Here is a 20,445-nt window from a genome sequence, read left to right as displayed (position 1 = left end):
GCCCTGTTGCCCGGGCGGTACCCCGACAGGCCGCCGGGTCAGACGCGGCGGCGGGTGAAGCGCTGGTTGGGGTTGCCGGTGTAGGTCCACTGGGAGATGCGGGCGCCGTCGGCGGTCGAGTGCTCCCAGACATCCATGGCCAGGCCGGACTCCCGGTTGACGAGGCTGATCACGTCACCGCCGTGGTCGACCACGCGCCACTGCTGGCCGGTGGCGCCGGTGCCGGCCTGCTGGACGACGTCCGCGCCGGTCGCGGTGCCGGTGGGCTGGAGGAACAGGCCACTGTGCCGGGCCTTGACGCGGACGTGGCCGTCGTCGGCGTCCACAAATTCGAACTGCTGGTTGGAGCGGCTGTTGGTGGTCCACTGGACGAGCCGGGCGCCGGCGGCGGTGGATGCCTCGTTGATGTCGGCGGCCTTGCCGCTGTGCTGGGCCACCAGGGTGTAGGCGGCCGGGCCGCCCGGTGAGTCACCCAGCCGGGCTTCCCACCTGGTGTTGGACCCGGCCGCGTCGGCCGGGAGGCGGTCCCGCGCGGCGGTGTCGCCGTACATCGTCCAGCGGGCCCAGTCGACGACGGTGTTCGGGAAGCGCCGGTCGCTCCAGAAGCTGGTGTGGCTGCCGCCGACGAAGGTGAGGAACGCCTTGGGCCAGGCCATCTCGGTGTACGCCTGCCGGGCAGAGGAGTACGACGTGGTCGAGTCCCGGTCGCCGTGGACGAACAGGACCTTGGCGGAGACCGAGGCGGCGGGGTTGCCCATGTCCACGCAGGACTGCGGGTTGGCGGAGATGATCCGGCTGTCGGGCCAGGAGGTCAGCAGGCCATGGGTGACCATGCCGCCCAGGGAGTGGCCCGAGACGCCGACGCCGATGCCGGTGTTGATGTGCCCGGCCAGCGGTCCGCTGGTGTTGAGGGCGAGGGTGTTGGTGAGGATCTGCGAGACGTCCTTGGAGGTGTTGCCGTTGTTGACGTCGTCGAAGTTGTGGTTGAAGTGCGGGGCGGGGACGATGAAGCCTGCCGAGGCCAGGGCCCGGATGATGAACAGCGAGTTCTGCGGGCTGCTTTGGAAGCCGTGGGTGAAGTTGTAGACGGGGAAGACACCGCCTGCGACAGGGGCGTTCGTCACCGGGTTGCCGCCGGGGGTGCCGGTGGCGGGGTAGTAGACGTAGGTGGTGCACCGGCGGCTGCCACGGGTCCAGTCATACCGACGCACGCCGACCGCGAACGGTGTGGTCGGCGCCGTGTCCAACGGCCCGACGGCGGCTGGTGCCTGCCCCGAGCCGAGCAGGGACAGAGCCACGCCCGTCGCTCCGGCCGCGCTCATCCTGAGGAATGTCCGTCGTTGCACGGTCATGGATGTCTCCTTGGGTGCAGGGATGGGTGTAGCGATGAGTGTTCGGCTGGGCCCGGTGGCCGGGGTCATGAGGCGGTGGAGGCGTGATCACCTCGGCTGGGAACGACGTCGATGACCGCCGTGACCGGTCCTTTGCCGGTCGTCCCGGTGACCGTCACCTCACCCGGCTTGTCGGTCGCGCCAGGTGGCAACGGCTGCCAGCGGACGGGGACACGGGTGATCGTGTTGTCGGCGGTGGTGAGCACGTGGAGGGAGGAGGGCAGCTTCGGGATGGCGCCCACCACGGCGGCGGTGTGGACGGTGTCCTGGAGGATGTGCTTGGCGCGGCTGGCCTCGAAGACGTTGATGGATGCGTGCGGCTCCCAGGTGCTCGCCGTTCCGGGTACGGCCCGGAACATCGGCTGGTAGCCGGCCGGCTCCCACACCAGCACACCTGAACCTCGGTTGCCGACCACGTCGTTGGCGGCCTGGAAAACCCTCCGGACAGCGTCCGCCTGCCCCTGAATCGTGCGCGGGTAGGGTGAGTTGGGCAGCGGCGAGCCGTCGCCGCCCGAGGCGGGATAGGCGGTTTCGGCGATGTCGATCTCGTAGTCGGGATAGGTGGTCGCCATGGTGTTCAGGTTGTGATCCAGCGCCTCGGGCGTACCGTGCCACTCCGGGTAGTACGAGACGGCCAGCACATCGGGGTTCTGGCCTTTCGCCTTCACCCGGGTCAGGAACTGGTGCCAGAACTCCATGGTTTTGGCGAGCTTGTCCTTGTCGACGATCACGTGTATCTCGACCTTGGATGTCGGCGAGGCGTCGCGGACGGCCTTGATCCCGGCCGCGGCCAGCGTGGTGAACCGGTCCCACGCCTGGTCGTAGAGCCGCTGCTCCACCGGGTCGGTTGACCGCCAGTACCGCCACAGCAGGCCACCGCCGGGCTTCGACTGGTAGATATCGGCCTGGTCGACGAAGTACGGCGGATTCGTCGTGCCGATGTGGGCCGCCTCGCTGCCGTACATGAACCCATTGATGATCTCGTTGCCGACGGCGACCTTCTCCGGCGTGGTGCCCTGCTCGATCAACCGGTCCAGATAGCCGGCGGTGAAGTCGTACACGGCGCGGGACAGGTCCGCGAACTCCAGCTCGGCCCAGGCGCGTGGTTTCGGCTGCTTGCTCGGGTCCGCCCATGAGTCCGCGTAGTGGAAGTCGATACCCAGGCCCATGCCTCGCTGTTTGATCCACCTCGCTGAGACCAGTGAGCGCTCCGGGCCCTGGCGCGGTATCGGCGTCGGTCGGCCGGTGCTCTCGCTGCGCGGTGCGTTCCATATCCGCAGCCGGGTGTGCTGCGTGCCACGATCCTTGGCCACGTCGAGCAGGTGTGGCCCGGCCCCGCGGTCTTCGGCCAGGGGGTCGACCCAGTACTGCTGGTCCTGGACGTCGTCCATCCAGGACAGATCGGCGCCGAGGGTGAGGTCGTCGCGTAGGTAGTTGAAGACCTGGAGCTCACTGACACCAGCCCGGGCACGGCCCGGCCCGCCCGTGAACATCAGCCGGACGAAGCGCGTTGCCGGCCGGGTGAACAGGTGTACTTCCCCTCGCGACACGACTCGGTTGTGGAACCTGTCGGTGATGGTCTTCCACCGGCGGCCGTCGGATGAAGCCTCGATGCCGTACCGGTAGGCCACGCCACGGTCCGGGAACATCACCTTGACCTTGCGCAGGTTGTCGTAGGTTCCACCGAGGTCGACGGTGAGCCACTGCCGGGCGCCGGCACGACCGGGGCGCCAGGACGTCGTCGGGTCGCCGTCGATGGCCAGCCCGGCGTTCGACGAGCCGTTGCTTGCCGTCGCCGAGGCCCAGGGCTTGGCGGCGATATTGCTTTCGATCGGCTTGATGTCCGCGGTTCCGAAGGTCGCATGGGCCGGCGCGGGCACCATGAGTAGCGTCGCGGACACCATGGTGGCCGACGTCGTCATGCCCGCGATGACGCGGGCCCGACGCCTGCTGCTCATGTCTCCTCCTGACGATGTGGCGTACGTGCGGCGAGTGCTGTTCTGCACGCGGTCGGCCGGGGACGGGGGCACTGCTCGTTGCACAGCGCACCGTGGTCACGCGGCGTCCTGGTCTCAAGGACGCGGCTCCGTGCTCTCTGCCGGTCGAAAGGACCGGCAGAGAAGGGGATGTCAGGCAGCCGCGGCACCGACATCGAGGTAGTCGACGTTGGGTAGTCCGGCAGCCGTGGTCGGATCCAATCGGATGGTGTTGCTGCCGGCGTTCAGCGGGACGGTCACGGTCTTGGTCGCCCACGTCGTCCACGCACCGGTGGACTCGAACGAAACGGTCCCCACCGTGGAGCCGTTGACGATCAGGTTCGCCGGCCTCGTACCGCTGGTGGAGCCATTGGCGAACCGGACCGCCACCGTCGCCGTGCCGGCGGTCGCCGGGGTGACCGTGAACTGCGCGAAGGCCCCCGCGGCGGCAGTGCCGTTGCAGAACCCGCTACCGGAAAAGCCCGCCTGGTTCGAGTCGATCGTGCCCTGGCACACCGCCGGTGCGGTCTCCGCCTCGTATCGCTGTCCCGATGGCGCGTCGGCGGAGGTCTTGACCAGTGAGAGTTGGTCGACGATGACGCCGCCCGAACCCGACGCCCGCACGGTGACGGTGGCGGCCCCGCTGGGCAGCGCGATGCCGGTGAGCTCGCGCTTGGCCCAGCCGCTCGACGACGGGACGCTGAGGGTGCGTTGGCTGCCGTTGGCACCGGTGATCACGACCTGGCCGGCGCTACCCCGAGCGTGCAGGGACAGGGTGTAGGTGCCTGCGGGCACCGACGCGATCCGCTGCTCGACGCCGCCGCTGTTGCTCACCTGGAGGGCGAAGCGAGACCCGTTCACACCACCGTTGACGTTGGTCACCGAACCGCCGAGGTTCCGCCATCCCCGCACACTGGAGACGATGATGCGGTCAGCCTGGATGTCCGGGTTGAGGATGTAGTTGTTCGCCTGCCCGACACGCCACTCTCCGGTCGTGACGTTGAACTGCCACTGGCTCACCGAGTGGAACTGCGGCCTCGCGCCGGTCTTGGTGATCGGCACCCACTGGTTGTACCCGATGCCGTTCCAGGCGAAGTCGGCCCAGCGGTCGCCGGCGTAGATCACCGTGTTCTGCTTGGTGCCCTTGACCGTCACGAAGAACCCGGTCTGGGTCACGTGGCTGTAGTCCATCTCGGTGCCGGGAAGGACGTACTCGCTGCTGTACGAGCCCTGAACGTTGCTGCTGGTCGACTCATTGACGTAGTTGACCGAGGTGTTCCAGCCGTGCAGGTCCGACGCCGCGTGGTAGTACTTGCCGTCGAGCTTGAACATGGCGTTGCCCTCGCGACCGGCGCCGCGGCGGATCTCCACGCCTGGCTCGATCCGCAGCGAGTCGGACTCCCGGAACTTGGCCACGAAGCCGCGCGACCGTCCTTCGCGGTTGGAGAAGATCAGGTAGTCCTTGCCGTTGTCGTCGGTGAAGACGGTCTGATCCCCGGTTCCGGTGGTGGGCGAGTTGGTGATCTGGGTCTGGAAGTAGCCGTAGTCGAAGGTGTCGGTGGGTGAGTCGCCCTGCAGCAGCAGAACGCCGTGCCCGCCCCTGCCCGTGTGCCACATCTGCACGGCGAGCACGTACTTGCCGGTGTTCTCGTTGTACGAGACGCCGAGCCGCCCGACCCAGCCCGCACCACCCAGGTTGGCGCCGCTGCCCACGCCGGTGGAGCGCGTCGCGACCCGGTTCTCGAACTTCCAGTTCACCAGGTCCTTGGACGAGTACACGGGGATCGAGACGAAGCTGACGTTGCCGTCGTACTTCCTCGTCGGATTGGCCCGGTAGAGCTCGGCGCCGGTGTAGTGCACGCCGTACCAGTAGTAGGTGTCGCCGAACTTGAAGACCCCACCGCCCTGCGAATAGATGGGGTTTCCGCTGGTGTCGTTCCAGAAGGTGTTGTTCGTGATGGTCTGGAACGTGCCTTCGTCGGCGGCCTCCAGGTCGGCGGCGGCGGTCATCAGTGCCGTCTTCGCGGAGGCGACCTCCGACGTGCCGGCCGACGTGTCGTCGGCGACATCGGCCGCGGCGGTCAACGCCTTGGCGAAGGGCTTCCAGGAGTCAGCCGTGTACTTCGACGGAGCGCGCGTCCGGTAGTCGGACACCAGGTACTTGAGGCCGCGATCCGCCACCGGTGCGGCGGCGGCACCCTGGTCCTGGAGCGCCGTTGCCGATGTCTTCGCCGCCGGTGTCTTCGTTTCAGGCGTCTCCGCCGCAGCGGTGCCCGCCGAGAGCGGTGCCGCCAACGCCACGGACAACAGTGCGGCGGCGGCCACCTTCCAGTACTTCGAAACGACACGCGATCTTTGCTTCACGATGTCACCTTCCATCGTTCTCAAAGGCGCCGAGATCCGGCGCGCTTCCGCTGAAGGGCAGCCCCACGTCGGTGCCTTTGTCGATCAGGGCACTGCTCGCCGCGAGACGGAGGTGGGGCAGCACGGGCAGGCTCCCGTCGGTCTGGCGGCGAGCGTCCCAGCCGGACGCCGACACACTCCGGAACTGGGAGTCCGACAGGGGGACGCCGAGGCTCCAGGAGTTGTACGCCGCGTTCGTGCCGGTCATGTACGACGTCGGCGTTCCGGTGTAGGCGATGTTGTTGCGCAGGTTGCCCCGGCCGACGGCGGTGCCGCGCGGGTCGACGCCACGCATGTTGAAGTTGGGGTGGTTTCCGTAGCCGGTGTTGTTGAAGAAGTCGTTGGCCACCGGATGGTGGTTGGCGTAGAAGCCGGCCGCCTTGTTGAGGAACGCCACCGAGGAGCGGACGGTGTGCTTCGGCGCGTTGGCTTCGTAGTCGCCCCCGTAGCCGCCCGACTTGAAGCCGACTCCGTTGCCGGAGGGCGTCGTCGTCCCCGGCACGTACCCGTTGCGCCAGGCCCACGAGTTCTCGATGATCACAGGCGAGTACGTGGAGATGAGGTCGAACCCGTCGTCGGCGTTCCACCACGCGCGGCAACCCCGGAACACGTTCGCGGCGCGGCCGGCCGGCGTGTAATGCGAACCGAACCCGTCGGCGTTCTCGCCGGGCCCGTCGTTGCTGCGCAGGTCGTAGTTGTCGTGCGAGTCCGAGTTGAGGACGAGGTTGCCGCCCCCGCCGTTGATGAACAGGCCGGTTCCCATGTGGTGGTGGGTGTCGATCTGCTCGAAGACGCCGTTGCTGCCGGAAACCCAGATTCCCCAGGACTCGGCGTTCCGGTTGTTGTTCTGGGGAACGCCGGTGACTTCCAGTCCTTTGAGGTGGATCCAGCTGCCGGTGACGTTGAAGCCCTTGATCCGGCAGTCGTCCGTCATGCGCGAGAAGTCGAAGACCGGCTTCTCGCCCGGATGGGCCCAGTACCGGATCGGGTTGCCCGAGCTGCCGCTCTTGTTCAGGGTGATCGCGTCGACTCTGGCGGTCTGGCTCGAGCAGGCGCTGTTCGCACGGGTGTAGGCGTAGGTGCCGCCCCGGAGGAGGACCGTGTCACCCGCCTTGGCGACGGCCTGCGCACGGGCGATCGACGCCCACGGAGCGGCCTGCGTACCCGCTGCGCCGTCATTCCCGTTCGGGGCGACGTAGTAGGTGTTTCCGGCAGCCGCACCGCTCGCGGACGCCGAGCCGGGGGCCATCGCGATGGAACTCGCCGTGACCACCGAGAGCAGAAGGGCAGGGGTGACGAACTTCGCGGTTCTCACAGCGTCTTCTCCCGGCGTAGGTGATGTTGGGCCGCGGTGGCCGGGTCATGCCGGCACCGAGGAAGTGGTCGACGTGGTGGGACTGCACGTTCCCTTGAGCGTCATGGCGTTGCGGTAGGCGGGGTTGTGCGCGAGCGTGTACAACCTGGTGCTCGTCGGGTGATCGAGGGTGGACGATCCGCCTTCGATGTTGTTCTGGTTGGTGCTGTTCGGCCCCATGTTGACCAACCAGGGGGGCTGCCCGTCGCGCCGGTAGGCCTCGAGTGCCTGCGGCGATGGCGGTCCAGGACGACGTCGTACTCACCGCCGCTGTCGGGTTCGCCGACCGGACGAACTTCACCGGGCCACCGTCGCGCAGCGGTATACGGACGGCCGCTCGACGGCGCGGTGGGCGGTCAGGGTGAAGGCGCCGCTCGGTGGCTGCTCCGCGCCGTCGATCACGGGCCGTAGTCGTTCCAGACATGGAAGAAGCCGAAGATCCTCAGGAACGCCGGCTCTGGGCGAAGCACCGGCAGCCGCACCGTCCACCACTGGCGGAGGAACCCGGTCTTCCACCGTTTCGTGATTCACGCGAACACAGCCACCTGGTCGTTGGTGATGCCCTCGGGCGAGCACCTGTCGTGCCGGAGGCGGTCCAGGCCCCAAGCGGCGAACGGGCCGTGCAGCCGGCCGCCGGGGGCTCCAACTCGCACCCTGGTCCGGGAACCACCGCAACCGTCGAGCCGACCAGCCCTGACTCACCCATGGAGATGCCTCCTGTCACCACTGATGCGGAGGTGCAAAGGCCCGAGGCGGCGTGGGGCGGGGCAGGCAATCCACCCGTTGTGCGGCACACGATTGTGAACGTTCCCACATCGCTTCGAATGACAGAAGAGTCGCGATCGGACCCTCATCTGTCAATCGCTGCGACCCAATCCCTTTGAACTCAGCCGTGACTGTGACCGATACCAGCACTCATGCCGGCGATCGTGTGGGCACTGATGTCGAGGTGCGGACCGTCCACGGATCGGGCCGCCACCGAACGGACGTGTTCCTGGGCCGGGTGGGCCAGGCCGTCGTACACCGCGACGCACACCCCCCGCGCCCGGGACCGGGGCCAGGCCGCCGGCAGCAGATCGATGGGCAGCAGGGGGTCCAGCACCGGGAAATGGCGGTAGGTGTTCATCACCTCGGTGCGGGCGCGCACCGCCGCCGCGCCGGTGACTCCACCGGCACTGATACGGGGCAGCAGGCTGCTCCACCGCCGGATGAAGATCTCGTACTGATCGGCGATGCCGGGCAGGTCCCATGCTTGGACCGGGTTGCGGTTGGCCTCCGTCTCGAGATCCACCTGACGCGCGCGGAACACGCTCACCGCCCCCAGCGCCAGGTCGGCCAGTTCGGCACGCCCCTTGGGGGTGAGCGGGTGCGGCGACACCCAGACCGCGTCGTACAGCGGCGCGAATCCCCGCCATCTCAGCGCGGTGCGCAGCGCACGCCGTCGCGTGCTCTCCTGTTCCGGCACGGAGAAGGCGACCAGGGTCCACCACCCGTCCCATGAGTCGGGTTGCGTGGTGAACGTGGCGATGGATCCACCGCCGCTCCACAGATCGACAGCGGCCTCCCGCGTCAGCCGGTACGAGCTGTACCGACCCTGCCGGCTGCCCTCCAGCACCCCTCGACGCGCCAGCCTGCTGATCGTCGTACGAGCGGCGCCGTCGGCCACGTCGAACTCGCCCAGCAACGCCACAATCGCCGCCGCCGGCAACCAAGCCCGGGCCGGAAACGTGTAGTCAGCGATCAAGGTGACCGCCAAACCCGCAGGTGAAGCGTCGGCCTGCCAGCGCGGCAACCGCATCGGCCCAGTGCCGTCGCCGGAGAAGATCTCCTCGTGGTGGGACAGGTTCGCCAAGATCCACTCCGACGCGTCGAATAGGGCAGTCCCACTGTAACGACGCTGCCTGACGGCCAGATGTGCCCCTGGGCATGGGTCCAGTCGTCGCCTGACTGACAGAGTTGCATGCCAGTTGCTTGCCCGATCGGGAGGCTGAGTGAAGCATATGCGTGAGCATCAGAGGGATCTGGCCTGCCGGCGATGCCCGGGTCACCCTCGAAGCGCGGCACATGGACAGGACGTCATCGGCCTGCCTGCCCGCGAGAAACGGCGCTGTGCACGTTCACACCAGTTCGCGCGCACCACTTGAAACGATCTCCAGCATGCGCTTACATCGGCAGGTGTTTGACCGTGTACGTTCACGAGCCTGATGCAGGGCCGCACTTCGAAAAGAGGCCGGCGACTCCGGCCGCTCGATTCGAGTGACGCCGAGTCCGCCGAGCTGCTCCGCGCATGCTCCGGCGCTTCCCGCTCATGATCACCAAAGGCGTACGGCTATGCCATGACCACCGGCAGCACGCACGAACGGCTGAATCTACCTGGCTTTGACACTTGAAAACTGGAAGAGAGGCAGTACCCATGGGTTCACAAGTGGGGAAGATCAGAGCCGTTTTCCTCGCCGTTGCGTTGGCGGTCGTCGCATCTTTCGCCGGACTGACGAACCAGGCATCGGCCGACAGCACGACACGGCTGAACGCCTCGCAGATCGTCGCCGACATGGGCGCCGGCTGGAACCTGGGGAACCAGATGGAGGCCAACTCCAACGGATATCCAAGCGAAACGGCATGGGGTCAGCCGATCATCACGCAGGCCCTCATCGACAAGGTGAAATCTGCAGGATTCAAAACAATTCGAATCCCGGTCTCCTATCTGGGGCACATAGGCCCCGGCCCGGACTACACCATCAACGCCGCCTGGCTGAACAGGATCCAGGAGGTCGTCAACTACGCCTACAACCGTGGCCTGTACGTGCTGATCAACATGCACGGCGACGGCTACAAGACCATCCATGGCTCCTGGCTGATCTGTGACTCGTCCAACCAGACGGCGATCAAGGCCAAGTACCAGAAGGTCTGGCAACAGATCGCGACCAGGTTCCAGAACTACGACCAGCGCCTGATCCTGGAGTCCATGAACGAAAACTTCGACGGTCAGTTCGGCCGCCCCACCCAGCCGTGCTACTCGAACATCAACAGCTACAACCAGATCTTCGTGGACACCGTCCGGAGGACCGGTGGGAACAACGGTTCAAGGTGGCTGCTCGTTCCGGGCTGGAACACGAACATCGAGTACACCGCAGGGAACTACGGCTTCGTGCTGCCGACCGACCAGTACCGCTCCCCCTCCATCCCCAGTAGTGAACAGCGCATCATGATCTCCGTTCACTACTACGACCCGTGGGACTTCGCCGGAGAAGAAAGCGGCACCATCACGCAATGGGGCCGAGCGGCGACCAATCCGTCAAAGAAGTCGACCTGGGGGCAGGAGGACTATCTGGACGCGCAGTTGAAGAAGATGTACGACAAGTTCGTCGTACGGGGATACCCGGTGGTCGTCGGTGAGTACGGTGCGATCGACAAGTCATCGTTCGATTCATCGAACCCCAGGTATCGCGCGGACTATGTGCGCGCTGTCGTGTCCACCGCCAAGAAGTACGGAGCGGCCACGGTCTACTGGGACAACGGCACAACCGGACGGTACGGGTTCGGGCTGTTCAACCGGCATTCCGGTGCGGTGACCCAGCAGGGCATGATTGACGCCATCATGAGCGGCGTTGGTGGCGGTGGTGGCAGCCCGGGCCTACCGTCTGCCACCTACAAGATCAGAAACGCGGCGACGGGCACGTACCTGGACTCGGACGCGAACGGCGCGGTCATCCTCGCCGCCGCCGGCTCGTACGACGACCAGGACTGGGTCGTCACGCAGCACTCCTCCGGCGCTTGGACGATCAGGAACGCCAGAGCCGGGCGGTTCTACACCGACTCCGAACCGAACAACGCCGTCATCTGGAACTCCGGCGAAGTCACCCCGGATTCGCTGTGGAGGCTCGAATCGGTCTCCGGAGGTTTCCGGGTCAACAACGAACAATCCGGCAGGCACTACATGTACGGAACCTCGGCCGGCGAAGTGAAATGGAACACCGGATCGACCGACAGCAGCACCATCTGGTCCTTCGAACGCAAGTAGTCAAGATCCAGGAAGATCAGCCTGGATCTTCATGAATCCTCGCCGGGTCGGCGGCCTGGTCTTCCCCGCACTGGACGATCAGCGGTCACCGGGACGACCAGGTCACCGCTGTGGCGGACGACGAGTCCCTTCGGCGGCACCGCCGAAGGGGTCGAGGTGCTCGGGAACCGGGGAGGAGACGGCGACGGCACCCCCGCTCTGCCCTTTACCACGATCAGCAACTGCTTCATCTCGGCCTTCGACGACGCCGTCAAGCTCTGCGGCCCCCGTGCGACCGTCCGTGACAACACGCCGTGGTGGATGGACAACGGCGCCGTGTTCCAGAAGCCGGTTTCCGTCGGCTTCGACTCGAGGATCGGCATGCTGATCGACACCTCCCGCAACGGCTGGGGCGGCACCGCCGGGCCCGCCGGTCCCGGCCCGAGGACGGACGTCGACGCCTACGCCGCCGGCGGCCGTTACGACCGCCGTCTCCATGTCGGCAACTGGTGCAACCAGTCGGGCGCGGGCCTCGGCGAGCGGCCGCAGGCGGCACCGGAGCCCGGGAAGTGACGAGGCCCTCGCGTCCTCGTCACACCCCGAACGGGTGCGTCATGCCGGGCGCACGGTCCGCCGGACCTCGATCAGCGCGAGGCTCTCCGGGTGGAGGGTCGGCGCCTGGACGCCGAGCACGGACAGGACCCGGCCCGGCAGCTCCACCCCCTCCGGCGTCCACCAGGGCAGCGGGCTGGTGACGGGGCCCCGGACCGTGTTCCCCGGCGGCAGCGGGGTGACGGCGTAGCGCGCGTCCTCCGCCAGACCGGGCAGACGCACGTGACCGGCCGGCACCTGCACGCTCGTGGCCTTCTGCACCACCGCGTACACGGCATGGGACCGGTCGTGGGCCACGACGCCGTGCACGAGTACGGCGGGGTCGTGATGGTCGCCGTGGACCACCGTCCCGCCGTGCAGCAGCGGCCGGAGCCGCTTGTGCGCAGCGATCCATTCCGCGAGCCGGCGGCGTTCCTCGGGCGTCGCCCGGGTGAGGTCCCACTCGATGCCCAGGTGGCCGAAGAGCGCGGTGCCGGCGCGGAAGTCGAGACCGTGCGTGCGGCCCGTGGTGTGCGAGCCGGGGGCGCCGACGTGGGCACCCATCAGTTCGGGCGGCAGCAGCATCCCCGTCCAGAGCTGAATCCGCTGCCGCTCCAGGGCGTCGATGCAGTCGCTCGTCCACACCCGGTCGCTGCGTTCGAGGATGCCCAGGTCCACCCGGGCCCCGCCCGACGAGCAGGACTCGATCTCCAGCCCGGGGTGGCGCCGGCGCAGCTCGTCCATCAGCGCGTACACCGCGGTCGTCTGGGCATGCACTCCGCCGGCGCCGTTCGGGCCGCTGCCCGCGTCGACGAGGTCGCGGTTGTGGTCCCACTTGAGGTAGTCGACGGCGTACTCGCCGACCAGGGCGTCCAGACGTTCGAGCACGTACGCGTACGCCTCCGGCCGGCCCAGGTCCAGCACCTGCTGGTGCCGGGCCTCGGGCGGCATCCGCCCGGCCGCCGACAGGATCCACTCCGGGTGGGCCCTGGCCAGGTCCGAGTCGGGGTTGATCATCTCGGGCTCGACCCAGAGGCCGAACTGGAGCCCGAGGGAGCGGACGTGCTCGACGAGCGGATGCAGCCCCCGCGGCCAGACCCCGGGGTCCACGTACCAGTCGCCGAGCCCGGCCCGGTCGTCGCGGCGCCCGCGGAACCAGCCGTCGTCCAGGACGAACCGTTCGGCTCCGACCTCCGCCGCCGCGTCCGCCAGGGCGGTGAGGGTGTCCAGGTCCTGCCGGAAGTAGACGGCCTCCCAGGTGTTGAGCGTCACGGGCCGCGGCGTGGCCGGGTGGTGGGGGCGCTGGCGGAGGTAGGTGTGGAAGCGCGCCGCCATGTCGTCCAGACCCCGGCCGTACGAGCCCAGCAGCCACGGCGTCGCGTACGAGGCACCGGGCCGGAGGCGCATCTCACCCGGCAGTAGCAGCTCACCGCCGCCGAGGAGCGAGACCCCGGAGTTCGTCCGCTCGGCGAAGGTGCGGTGGTTTCCGCTCCACGCGACGTGCAGAGCCCACACCTCACCACCGCGGAAGCCGAAGCCCCTCTCACCCACCGTGTGCAGGAGCGTGGCGTCGACCCCGGTGCGCCCGCGGCGGTTCTCCCGCAGGTGCGTGCCGAGCGTGAAGTCGTGCCGCTGCGGGGAGCGTTCCCGCAGGTGACGGCCGGTCAGGTCGAGGATCTCGGTGGCGTGCGCCGGTACGGGGAGCGTGAGGTGCAGCGCGTCCACCGTGTAGGGACCGGCGCCCTCGTTGGTGAGCGCCGCGCGCTGGCGCACGAGACCGGAGGTGGTCAGCTCCAGCTCCCACCGCAGGGCGAGCCGGGCCTGGTCGTCCACGGCTTCGACGGTCAGGGAACGAGGGGCCGGCGAGCGGACCTCCCGGACGGTGAAGGCGCTGGAGAAGTCGCCGCCCTCGCGGTGGCCGGACAGCCCCGGGGTGCCCAGCCAGCCGGCCGACTGCTCGGGCAGCACGCTCACGGGGACCGGGACGTCGGGAACGCTGGTACCCAGCTCGGCACGGCCCGCCAAGGCGAGCGAGGCGAGGACGCCCGAACCGCCGGGCGCGTCACCTTCAAGGTCGCCCAGGTCGCCCAGGTCGGCCCCCCAGTGCAGGATCCGGGGCAGCCGGGGGCCCGAACAGTCGAGGACGAGGCTGGTGCCCCCGGCTCGGAAGTGGAGGAGGTGCTCGGTGGTCACGTACGTACGCTTTCGATCGGTCGGGTGTGCGCGGTCGGCTCGACGACGGTCAGCTCACCGACGCCGGCTTCCAGTGCGTCTCGGGCGTGCGCGTCGATGCCCGAGTCGGTGATGAGCAGGTCGGCCGTCTCCAGCGCGGCGATCGTCGCCAGGCCGGGTGTGTCCCACTTGGTGTGGTCGGCGAGCACCACGACCCGCCGTGCGGAACGGCACATCGCCCGGTTCGTCTCCGCCTCCTCCAGGTTGGGCGTGCTGAAGCCGGTCCGGGCGTCCATGCCGTGGACCCCCATGAACAGCACGTCGACCCGGAGCGATGCCAGTGCGGCGACCGCGACCGGCCCCACCAGGGCGTCCGAGGGGGTGCGGACGCCACCGGTGAGGACGACCGTCTGCGTCTGCCGCCGGTTGGTCTCCAGGACGTGCGCCGCCCGGACGCTGTTGGTGACCACCGTGATGCCGGGGAGGTCGAGGAGGTGCCGGGCCAGGGTCCAGGTGGTGGTCCCCGCGGTCAGCGCGACCGCGGAGCCCGGAGCGACGAGCCGGGCCGCCGCGGCCGCGATGGCCTCCTTGGCGCAGACCTCCCGGGACCGCTTCTCCCCGAACACCGGTTCCGCGGTACTGCCGGGCTCCGGTGTGACCGCACCTCCGTGCACCTTGTCCAGATGGCCCCGGCGCGCGAGGGACTCCAGATCGCGCCGGATCGTCATGTGGGACACGCCGAACCGCTCGGTCAGTGCGCCCACCCGGATCGAGCCGCGCTCCCGGACGAGTTCGGCGATCCTCTCCTGCCGTTGCCTCGCCAGCACCAGGTCACCCCTCCGACGACGGCGTGCCGTCTTCCCGGATCACCATGACATCGCCCGCGCGGACGACGGTCCTGCCGTCGGCGACGGTGCCGCTCAGCAGGTCGGTGCCCACCGCGGGGACGGGCACGTCACGGGAGGTGTGGTTGATCAGGAAGAGGTAGGCCGCGTCCGGTCCCCGCCTGCGGACCGCCTCCACCCCGGCAGGAACATCGGCCGCGGCCGTGACACCGGCCTCGCGGCAGACCCGGGCCAGCAGCCCCCGCAGGGCGTCCGCGTCGGGCCGCGTCGCCACGTACCAGGACACGCCGGCGCCGCAGGAGTTGCGGGTGACGGCGGGGTGTCCCGCGACCGGCCCGCCGCGCGAGGGATCCGTGTCGAACGACACGATCGTCTCGGCACCGCGCGGCTCCACGAGTTCACTCCACACCGTGGCCGCCGAGCCGTCGGAGAGCCGTGCGGTCTCCGCCTCGCGGAGTGGGAAGAACTCGTCGACGCGGACGCCGAGCATGTCCCGGTACGCCCCGGGGTGGCCGCCGAGCCGCACGTGGTCGTTCTCGTCCACCACACCGCTGAAGAAGCCGACGGCCGCGTGCCCGCCCTCCCGTACGAAGGCGTCGAGCGACGACGCGTCCGGGTCGGACGTCAGGCAGAGGCTGGGCACCAGCACCAGCCGGTGGCCGCTCAGGTCGCTCGCGGGATGCACGAGGTCGCAGGTGACGCCCAGCGACCACAGCGCCTCGTACCAGGAACGCACCAGGTCGAGGTAGCGCACGTCACGCGAGGGCGTGGCGTCCATCTCCAGCGCCCACCAGGCGTTCCAGTCGAAGAGCAGGGCCACGTCCGACTCGACTCGGCTGCCGCGCACCTCGGCGAGGGCCCGCAGGTCCTGCCCGAGAGAGGTGACCTCACGCCAGGTCTTGGTGCCGGTGCCGCCGTGCGGCAGCATCGCCGAATGCCACTTCTCGGCACCGGCCCACGACTGGCGCCACTGGAAGTACAGGACGCCGTCCGCGCCCCGTGCCACGTGCGCGAGACTGTTGCGCCGCATCTGCCCCGGGGTCTTCGCCACGTTGCGCGGCTGCCAGTTCACCGCCGAGGTGGAGTGCTCCATCAGCAGCCACGGAGCGCCGCCGCCCATGCCGCGCGCGAGGTCGGCGTCGAGCGACAGCCCGATGTGGGCTTCGGGGTCCGCGGCCGTGAGGTACTGGTCCACGGAGACGAAGTCGCACTCCCCGGCGAAGGAGAACCCGTCGACCTTCTTCTCCAGCGTGACCAGCAGGTTGGTGGTGAGCGGCACACCGGGGGAGAGGCGGCGCACGATCTCCGCCTCGCGCCGGTGCAGCCTCAGCAGCGCGTCCGAGGAGAACCGCCGGAAGTCGAGCTGCTGGGTCGGGTTGGGTACGGCGGCGGTGGCGCGTGGCGGCATGACCTCCGCCCAGTCGCCGTAGCGCTGGCTCCAGAAGGCCGTCCCCCAGGCCTGGTTGAGGCCGGCGAGGTCTCCGTACCGTTCCCGCAGCCAGTCCCGGAACGCCTCGGCGCTGGTGTCGCAGTAGCAGTGCGCGTTGTGGTTTCCCCACTCGTTGTGCAGGTGCCACAGCGCGAGCGCGGGATGGTCGCGGTACCGCTGCACGAGTCGTTCGACGAGCCGGCCGGCCGCCTCGGCGTAGGCGGGGCTGCTCGGGCAGAACGTCTGCCGTGAGCCGTGAGTGAGCCGGACGCCGTCGGCGGTCACCGGCAGTGCCCCGGGGTGCCGTAGCGAGAACCACGGCGGCGGGGACGCCGTGGCCGTCGCCAGGTCGGCGGCGATACCGTTGGCGTGCAGCAGGTCCAGGACCTCGTCGAGCAGGCCGAAGTCGTACTGCCCGGGGCGTGGTTCCAGGAACGCCCAGGAGAAGACACCGACGGTGACGAGGCTGACGCCGGCCTCCCGCATGAGGCGGACGTCCTCGTCCCACACCTCGCGCGGCCACTGCTCCGGGTTGTAGTCACCGCCGTAGGCGATCCCGCCGAGCCGGTCGGACAGGTGCCTGAGCCCGTCGGTCACGACTTCACCGCTCCCGCCGCGAGGCCCGCCTTCCAGTACCGCTGGAGCACCAGGAAGGTGATGACGATCGGCACCACCGACACCAGGGAGCCGGTGAGGCTCAGGATCTGCAGCGACGGGTCCCGGCTGACCTGGGACTGCCAGGTGAACAGCCCGAGGGTGACCGGGTAGAGGCGGTCGTCCTGGAGCATCACCAGCGGCAGCAGGAAGTTGTTCCAGATGACCACGAACTGGAAGAGGAAGATCGTGACCATGGCGGGCGACATCAGCCTCAGCGACATGGTGAAGAAGGTCCGCAGTTCGCCGGCCCCGTCGATCCGGGCGGCCTCCAGGAGCTCGTCGGGCACCGACGCCGCCGCGAAGATGCGCGAGAGGTAGACGCCGAACGGGCTGACGATGCTGGGCAGGAAGACCGACCAGAACGTGTTGGTGGCGTCCACCTCGGCGAACAGCAGGAACAGCGGCAGCGCCAGCGCCGTGGCGGGGACCAGGACGCCGCCGAGTACCACGGAGAATAGGAACTCCCGGCCCCGGAAACGGTACTTGGCCAGCGCGTAGCCGGCCATCGCGGACAGCAGCGTGCCGACGGCCGCACCGGCCCCCGCGTAGAGGAGGCTGTTGAGGAGCCAGGGCAGGTACACCCCGTCCTGCTTGGAGAACAGCGCTCGCAGGTTGTCGAACAGGTGGAAGTCGGAGAACCACAGCCCGAACGAGTCGACGAGGTCGCCCTGGCTCTTGGTCGCGGAAACGATCAGCCAGAACACCGGAAGCAGCATGTAGACGGCCATGACGACCAGGAACCCGGTGGCCGCGATCACCGAGAGACGACTGTCCCGGGGACCTCGCGGTGCGGCCTTGGAGGTCTGACGGGGCGCGTGGGCGCCCGCGGTGTCGGTGAGGAGGCTCATGACTCGGCCTTTCGCCCCGTGAGCTTGAGGAATCCGAACGACAGGACGAACGTGGCCAGCGCCAGCGTCACGGACATGGCCGCGGCCTCGCTGTAGTTGTTCGCCGAGGCGAGCGAGTAGGCCGCCAGGTTGGGTGTGTAGGTGCTGGTGACGCTGGTGGAGATGGAGCGCAGCACCTGCGGTTCGGTGAACAGCTGCAGCGTCCCGATGATGGAGAAGACGCCCGTCAGGATGAGGGCCGGACGCAGGATCGGCACCTTGATCCGCCAGGCGATCGTCGCCTCGCTCGCGCCGTCCATGCGGGCCGCCTCGTAGATGTCGGACGGGACGGCCTGCAGCGCGGCGTAGATGATCAGCATGTTGTACCCGGTGTACGTCCAGGTCACGATGTTGCCGATGGACCAGAGCATCATCGACGAGCCGAGGAAGTCCGGCGGGGAGCCGGCCTTGTCGAGCAGGTCCACGATGGGCGACAGCCGCGGGTCGTACAGGAAGGCCCACATGAGCGCGGCGATCACGCCCGGGATGCCGTACGGCACGAAGTAGGCGATCCGGAAGAACCGCTTGAGGCGGGCCACCGTCGAGTCCAGCAGCAGCGCGAGCACCAGCGCCAGCAGCAGCATCACCGGGATCTGCACCAGCCCGAAGAGCAGCACCCGGCCGACGCTGCCGAGGAACTCGGCATCGCCGAGCACCTCCTTGTACTGGTCGAGGCCGGCGAACACGGTGGTCTTGCGGCCGAAGGTGCCGCCGGTCCGCTCGGTCCTGAGCAGGCTCTGGTAGAAGGCGTAGCCGACCGGCACCAGGGTGAACAGGACGAACGGCACGAAGAACGGCACGAGAAAGAAGACGGGCGCCCAGTTCCGTCTGCGGGCAGGGACACGCGCGGGGGTGGTCTGCGCCGGCGGTGCGGCTGCGGCCGCTATGGGGTCGGCGGTCATGTCGTGGTCTCTTCCTGGGCTGGCTGGCTGGCGAGGGGGAAAGGGCCGGCGAGCGGGACCGGCGGGCGGGGCACCCGCGCCGCCGGCCCCCGGTGACCTACTTGGCGACCTCGAGGGACTGCTTCTCCAGGGAGTCCACCGTCTTGGCGTCGGTGGACTTCAGCGCGTCCTCGAGCGTGCCCTTGCCTCCCAGCGCTCCCGCGATGCCGTCGCCCATGAAGCGGTAGGTGTCGGTCATCGTCGGACCGAACGTCCAGTCCGTGGTGACGTTCTTGGAGGCGTCCGCGAAGACGTCGAAGACCTTCTGGCCGCCGTAGAAGTCCACCGGCTGCTTCAGCGCCTCGAGCTCGAGCCCCGACGTGGCCGCGGGGTAGAGGCCGCCCTCACGGTTGAGGATCTCCAGCGCCTTCGGATCGGTGTTCAGCCACAGCGCGAACTTCGCCGCCTCGTAGGGGTGCTTGCTCTTGCCGAGGACCGCAGTGGTCGAGCCGCCCCAGTTGCCCGCCTTGTTCTCTCCCGCGGACCACTGCGGCATGGGAGCCACGGCCCACTTGCCCGCGGTCGACTTGGCGTTGTCACGGATGGTGCTGTAGCCCCATGCGGCGCTGACCCAGGTCGCCACCTCGCCGTTGTTCCACGCCTTGTAGAGCGCCGGGGAGAAGCCCTGCAGATCGGTCGCGACCAGCTTCTCGTCGATCATCTTCTGCCAGTAGTCTGCCACCTCGACGGCGGCCGGGTTGTCGACGTCGACCTTCCACGCGTCACCGTCCTGGGCGAACATGTTCGCGCCCTTCTGCCACAGCAGACCGCTGAACCAGTTCGGGTCCGTCTGCGAGAAGTGCGTCATGTACGCCTTCGGGTCGGCCTTCTTCAGTTTCTTGGCCGCCTCGTAGTACTCCTCCCAGGTCTTCGGGACGGATATGCCGTGCTTCTCGAACAGGTCCTTGCGGTAGAAGAGGGCCATCGGGCCGGTGTCCTGCGGCACTGCCCAGACGCCGTCCTCGCCGCCGGCTCCGAAGGTCACCTGGGACCAGGTCCAGTCGACGAAGTCACCTTCGGCGTCCTTGACGCCCGCGCACGAGGCGATGTCGGTGAGGCCTTCCTGGAGACGGAAGCTCGCCAGAGAGTCGTACTCGATCTGGCCGAGGTCCGGGGCGTTGCCCGCCTTCAGTGCGTTCGACATGTTCTGGTAGGTGCCGGCGTTGCCGGCGGGGGTCGACTTGACGGACACCTGGATGTCGGGGTTCTGGCGGTTCCACTCGGCCACCGCCTTCTCGACACCCGGGATCCAGGACCAGTACGTGAGCTTGACCTTGCCTTCGCTCTTCTCGCACTTGGTCCGCTCGCCCGAGGCGCTGTCCTCGGTGCCGGAGCCGCCGCACGCTGCGGTGGCGAGCAGCGGGAAGGCGGCAAAGACCACCAGGGCCCGGCGAAGCGCGGGGCGATGGGTCCGTAGTGACATGGCGTCTCCTCGGGTGCGTGCCGCTCCGCTACGGGTCCCGGAGTGGCGGGTGCGCACAACCTTGACTGTTAACGGTTCGTAAAGTCAACACACTCCATCGATAAATAACGGAATCAAACAAGAACCGTTATCGAGCGTGGAGGGGGTCCAGTGGTTGGTCTCTACCTGCAGGGGTTGGCCTTGTCGGCCACCGGACGGGATTGCCGAACGTTGCCAGAAAACGATTCAGTGAATGTGCGAAAGTGAATCCACCTGGATGTGGGAACCCGTTCCGTCTCCTCGGAGATACGGGTGTCGGGCACGCGGGTGCCTTGGCCCGCTCCGCAAGTAGCGTTGTTCGACCGGCTGAACGAGAGAGATGCCGCTTTCCTCGTAC

The 20,445-nt window shown here is 68.4% G+C and carries 13 protein-coding genes and 1 pseudogene; 2 read left to right on the top strand and 12 right to left on the bottom strand.

Going from position 1 to position 20,445, the window contains the following annotated elements; translation table 11 throughout:
* Positions 1-38 precede the first annotated feature (38 nt).
* The 6 genes from ACFU3E_RS09910 to ACFU3E_RS09885 all read right to left on the bottom strand — a co-directional run bounded on the left by ACFU3E_RS09910 (position 39) and on the right by ACFU3E_RS09885 (position 8,976).
* The gene (locus ACFU3E_RS09910) at positions 39-1,352 is read right to left on the bottom strand and encodes an RICIN domain-containing protein (protein WP_384154482.1); all 1,314 of its coding nucleotides are present in this window, start codon (positions 1,350-1,352) and stop codon (positions 39-41) included.
* 65 nt (positions 1,353-1,417) lie between these two features.
* Positions 1,418-3,349 carry a glycosyl hydrolase 53 family protein gene (locus tag ACFU3E_RS09905; RefSeq protein ID WP_384154480.1) on the bottom strand — a complete coding sequence of 644 codons (1,932 nt, stop codon included), beginning with the start codon at positions 3,347-3,349 and terminating at the stop codon, positions 1,418-1,420.
* A gap of 171 nt (positions 3,350-3,520) precedes the next feature.
* Positions 3,521-5,731, bottom strand: coding sequence for a family 43 glycosylhydrolase (locus ACFU3E_RS09900; RefSeq protein ID WP_384154478.1), 2,211 nt, complete (start codon positions 5,729-5,731; stop codon positions 3,521-3,523).
* Positions 5,732-5,735: 4 nt separating this feature from the next.
* Positions 5,736-7,085, bottom strand: coding sequence for a right-handed parallel beta-helix repeat-containing protein (locus ACFU3E_RS09895; RefSeq protein ID WP_384154476.1), 1,350 nt, complete (start codon positions 7,083-7,085; stop codon positions 5,736-5,738).
* A 45-nt stretch (positions 7,086-7,130) separates the two neighbouring features.
* A complete protein-coding gene (locus ACFU3E_RS09890; protein WP_384154474.1) occupies positions 7,131-7,304 on the bottom strand; it encodes a hypothetical protein in 174 nt (57 codons plus the stop codon).
* A gap of 706 nt (positions 7,305-8,010) precedes the next feature.
* Positions 8,011-8,976, bottom strand: a complete 966-nt coding sequence (locus tag ACFU3E_RS09885; RefSeq protein WP_384154472.1) for a PaaX family transcriptional regulator C-terminal domain-containing protein — start codon at positions 8,974-8,976, stop codon at positions 8,011-8,013.
* A gap of 561 nt (positions 8,977-9,537) precedes the next feature.
* Between ACFU3E_RS09885 and ACFU3E_RS09880 the strand changes: the two genes are divergently transcribed.
* Positions 9,538-11,145, top strand: a complete 1,608-nt coding sequence (locus tag ACFU3E_RS09880; RefSeq protein WP_384154470.1) for a cellulase family glycosylhydrolase — start codon at positions 9,538-9,540, stop codon at positions 11,143-11,145.
* Positions 11,146-11,475: 330 nt separating this feature from the next.
* Positions 11,476-11,691, top strand: a pseudogene (locus ACFU3E_RS09875) (glycoside hydrolase family 6 protein); the annotation flags it as partial.
* A 45-nt stretch (positions 11,692-11,736) separates the two neighbouring features.
* Here ACFU3E_RS09875 and ACFU3E_RS09870 read toward each other — a convergent pair.
* The 6 genes from ACFU3E_RS09870 to ACFU3E_RS09845 all read right to left on the bottom strand — a co-directional run bounded on the left by ACFU3E_RS09870 (position 11,737) and on the right by ACFU3E_RS09845 (position 20,069).
* The gene (locus ACFU3E_RS09870) at positions 11,737-13,908 is read right to left on the bottom strand and encodes an alpha-galactosidase (protein WP_384154468.1); all 2,172 of its coding nucleotides are present in this window, start codon (positions 13,906-13,908) and stop codon (positions 11,737-11,739) included.
* Positions 13,905-14,714: a DeoR/GlpR family DNA-binding transcription regulator gene (locus ACFU3E_RS09865; protein ID WP_384154466.1), complete on the bottom strand. Its 810-nt coding sequence runs from the start codon at positions 14,712-14,714 to the stop codon at positions 13,905-13,907. The genes ACFU3E_RS09870 and ACFU3E_RS09865 overlap by 4 nt, the downstream gene beginning before the upstream one ends.
* A gap of 4 nt (positions 14,715-14,718) precedes the next feature.
* Positions 14,719-16,758, bottom strand: a complete 2,040-nt coding sequence (locus tag ACFU3E_RS09860) for a beta-galactosidase (RefSeq protein ID WP_384154464.1) — start codon at positions 16,756-16,758, stop codon at positions 14,719-14,721.
* A complete protein-coding gene (locus ACFU3E_RS09855) occupies positions 16,755-17,666 on the bottom strand; it encodes a carbohydrate ABC transporter permease (protein WP_384154462.1) in 912 nt (303 codons plus the stop codon). Before ACFU3E_RS09855 ends, ACFU3E_RS09860 begins: the two co-directional genes overlap by 4 nt.
* The gene (locus ACFU3E_RS09850; RefSeq protein WP_384154460.1) at positions 17,663-18,607 is read right to left on the bottom strand and encodes a carbohydrate ABC transporter permease; all 945 of its coding nucleotides are present in this window, start codon (positions 18,605-18,607) and stop codon (positions 17,663-17,665) included. The genes ACFU3E_RS09855 and ACFU3E_RS09850 overlap by 4 nt, the downstream gene beginning before the upstream one ends.
* Before the next feature lie 97 nt (positions 18,608-18,704).
* Positions 18,705-20,069, bottom strand: coding sequence for an ABC transporter substrate-binding protein (locus ACFU3E_RS09845; RefSeq protein WP_384154458.1), 1,365 nt, complete (start codon positions 20,067-20,069; stop codon positions 18,705-18,707).
* Between the last annotated feature and the right edge of the window lie 376 nt (positions 20,070-20,445).

This window comes from Streptomyces sp. NPDC057424, assembly GCF_042803315.1.
Lineage (GTDB): Bacteria > Actinomycetota > Actinomycetes > Streptomycetales > Streptomycetaceae > Streptomyces.
Note: the sequence above shows the minus strand (reverse complement) of the source record. Positions and strands in the feature narration are given on the sequence as shown.

What these genes read in the sequence shown, in the direction of transcription:
- ACFU3E_RS09855 (WP_384154462.1), bottom strand. Translation starts at nt 17,666, where the DNA reads ATGAGCCTCCTCACCGACACCGCGGGCGCCCACGCGCCCCGTCAGACC.
- ACFU3E_RS09905 (WP_384154480.1), bottom strand. Translation starts at nt 3,349, where the DNA reads ATGAGCAGCAGGCGTCGGGCCCGCGTCATCGCGGGCATGACGACGTCG.
- ACFU3E_RS09850 (WP_384154460.1), bottom strand. Translation starts at nt 18,607, where the DNA reads ATGACCGCCGACCCCATAGCGGCCGCAGCCGCACCGCCGGCGCAGACC.
- ACFU3E_RS09845 (WP_384154458.1), bottom strand. Translation starts at nt 20,069, where the DNA reads ATGTCACTACGGACCCATCGCCCCGCGCTTCGCCGGGCCCTGGTGGTC.
- ACFU3E_RS09890 (WP_384154474.1), bottom strand. Translation starts at nt 7,304, where the DNA reads ATGGGGCCGAACAGCACCAACCAGAACAACATCGAAGGCGGATCGTCC.
- ACFU3E_RS09910 (WP_384154482.1), bottom strand. Translation starts at nt 1,352, where the DNA reads ATGACCGTGCAACGACGGACATTCCTCAGGATGAGCGCGGCCGGAGCG.
- ACFU3E_RS09880 (WP_384154470.1), top strand. Translation starts at nt 9,538, where the DNA reads ATGGGTTCACAAGTGGGGAAGATCAGAGCCGTTTTCCTCGCCGTTGCG.